The sequence below is a fragment of the Inquilinus sp. genome, assembly GCF_057815775.1.
Window position 1 is genome coordinate 1 of the sequence record NZ_JBYRFX010000584.1, and the last position, 2,644, is coordinate 2,644.

Annotated in this window: 3 protein-coding genes; 2 read left to right on the top strand and 1 reads right to left on the bottom strand. The window is 67.5% G+C overall.

What is annotated here, in order from left to right; translation table 11 throughout:
• Window positions 1-234: 234 nt before the first annotated feature.
• Window positions 235-684 (bottom strand): RbsD/FucU family protein, encoded by a 450-nt coding sequence (locus AC3XYG_RS20420; RefSeq protein WP_489141705.1) that lies wholly within the window; start codon window positions 682-684, stop codon window positions 235-237.
• A 161-nt stretch (window positions 685-845) separates the two neighbouring features.
• Here AC3XYG_RS20420 and AC3XYG_RS20425 point away from each other — a divergent pair, with 161 nt between their 5' ends.
• Both AC3XYG_RS20425 and AC3XYG_RS20430 read left to right on the top strand, forming a co-directional pair.
• On the top strand, window positions 846-2,024 hold the full coding sequence (locus tag AC3XYG_RS20425) for an LptF/LptG family permease (protein ID WP_489141706.1): 1,179 nt from the start codon (window positions 846-848) through the stop codon (window positions 2,022-2,024).
• A gap of 107 nt (window positions 2,025-2,131) precedes the next feature.
• Window positions 2,132-2,644: DEAD/DEAH box helicase (locus AC3XYG_RS20430; protein ID WP_489141707.1), on the top strand; the 513-nt coding region annotated here is incomplete at its 3' end.

Consider the following 2,644-nt stretch of genomic DNA (forward strand, 5'->3'; position numbering starts at 1 on the left):
CAGGAGAAGGGCGCAGCGCGATGTGGTCCATCGCGCAAGCCGTTCGACGCCTCCAGTCGGCATGTTCAACCGGCCCGGAGGGTCGCCTTGCGATGGCCGTCTGCGGGCGCGGGCCGCTCGACCGTATGATCCGATACGCTCCTCGCGGCCCGCGCTCTCATTCGACTCGCCGCAAGGCGACGCAGGACATAGGGAGGGGGAGACATGCGGGTCTGAGGCCATGGGCCGCTCTCCCTATTTCGGCGCGATCACGCCCATCTTCAGCAGGAAGCAGCCATAGAAGCGCCCCTCCCCGGCCCGCACCACGGCGTAGGACTTCTTGGCCGTCTCGTAGAAGGCGAAGCGCTCGATCGACCCCATCGGCCAGGACCGGCCCTCGGCCCGGTCGATCTCGGCCTGGACCTCGCGCTGCACCTCGGGGATTTCATCCGGCTGGCCCACCACCTCCATGCGCTGGGCCGGGTGGTCGACGAAGCTGTCGAGCGGCATCAGCGACAGGATCGCCCGCACCGCCCGCGCGGCGCTGACGCCCGGCAGCTCCAGCGGCGTCTTGACCATGGTGTGCTGGGCCACCGACCGGGCCGGGAAGTTGGCGTCGCAGATCACGAGATCGTCGCCATGCCCCATGCAGGCCAGGACGGAGAGCAGGTCCGGGGTGATGATCGGATCGATAGTCTTCAGCATTTTCCGTCCGTTCCTTGATGATCTTCACGCGATCGCGGGATCGACCCGAACCGGAGCGGGCCTCTCGTGGCGCCCATATATGATCCTCCCCGATGCCGGTGCCGATTTGTCGTGCATTTCTGGCGATCCGATCTTGGATCACCGCCGCGACTTTTGGCAACATGGCCGACGCATCCGGCCTCGTGTATACGATCGCCATCATGTCGCTGCTCAGCCGTTACATCTTCCGCCAGATCGCCGTCGCCACGGTGCTCGCCACCGTGATCCTGGTGTTCGCGATCATGCTCACCACCTCGATGCGGCTGATCCAGCTGATCGTCGATGGCGGCGTCGGCGTCGGCTCGTTCCTCGAGCTGGTGTTCCTGTCGATGCCGGAATTCCTGATCGCGGTGCTGCCGATCGGTGTCGTGGCCGCCTGCCTGATCGTCTACAACCGCATGCTGGCGGATGGCGAGCTGCTGGTGATGCGCGGTGCCGGCGTCGGCCAGATGCGGCTGGCCCTGCCCGGGCTGGTGATGGGCGTCATCATCACCGCACTCAGCTACACCATGACACTGTATTTCTGGCCGGTGGCGAACCGCGAGTTCCGCGACCTCAGCGCCATCGCCCAGTCCGACGTGTCGGCCGCGATCCTGCAGACCGGCGAGTTCAACGCCATCGGCGACACCCGGACGGTGTTCGTGCGCGAGCGCAACCCGGTGACCGGCGACCTCTACGGCATCCTGGTGCACGACACCAGCGACGAGACCCGGCCGCTGACCATCGTCGCCGATCGCGGCTATGTCGAGGACAGCGACGACGGCCCCCGCATCGTGGCGCTGGACGGCGTGGTGCAGCAGCTCGACCGCAAGAGCGGCAAGGTCGATCCACTGGCCTTCGACAGCTACACCGTGCCCCTGACCGTGGCTGGAGCCGACGACCTGGTGCGCAACTATCGCCAGCCGTCGGAACGCTTCCTGCCGGACCTGCTGTATCCCGACCCGAATTTGCCGCGCGACCAGAAGAACTACAGTCGCCTGGTGATGGAAGGCCACAAGCGGCTGAGCGACCCGCTGCTGCCCTTCGCCTATGTCGCGCTGTGCGTCGGCGTGCTGCTCAGCGGCGACTACAACCGCCGCGGCCTGAGCAAGCGGATCATGGCCGCCGCCATCGGCGTGGTCGCGGTCCAGGCAACGACGATGAGCATCGCCGGCATGGCCCGCGATTCGCTGACGCTGGTGCCGCTGATGTACGCCATCCCGCTCCTGACCACGATCGCCGGCTTCGCCATCCTGCTGGTCAAGCGCCGCCGCCGGATCCCGGCTGCGGCACCGGGCACCCCCGACATGGTGCCGGCCTAGGGTTTCCGCGCACCGCGCCACAACATGTTGAGGCACGGCGCGCGAATTCTCCAGATACGGGGCACCTACCGATTGGTTTGAGGCCCGCGGGCCGCTATACCATGGGCATGCCCCGTGACCCGCTCTCCGTCCTCCAGGACGTCTTCGGCTATCCTGCCTTCCGCGGCCAGCAGGCCGAGATCGTCGCCCAGGTCGTATCCGGCGGCGATGCCCTCGTGCTGATGCCGACCGGCGGCGGCAAGTCGCTGTGCTACCAGGTGCCGGCGCTGCTGCGGAAAGGCACCGCGATCGTCGTCTCGCCGCTGATCGCGCTGATGCAGGACCAGGTCGACGCGCTCAAGCAGCTGGGCGTGCGCGCCGCCTTCCTCAACTCCTCGCTGGAAGCCGGCGCGGCCGCCGAGGTCGAACGCGGACTTTTGCGCGGCGAGTTCGACCTGCTGTACGTGGCGCCGGAACGCCTGCTGACGCCGCGCTTCCTCAACCTGCTCGAGCAGAGCCAGATCGCCCTGTTCGCGATCGACGAGGCGCACTGCGTGTCGCAGTGGGGCCACGACTTCCGGCCCGAGTACCGCGAGCTCAACCTGCTGCATGAGCGCTGGCCGCAGGTGCCGCGCATCGCC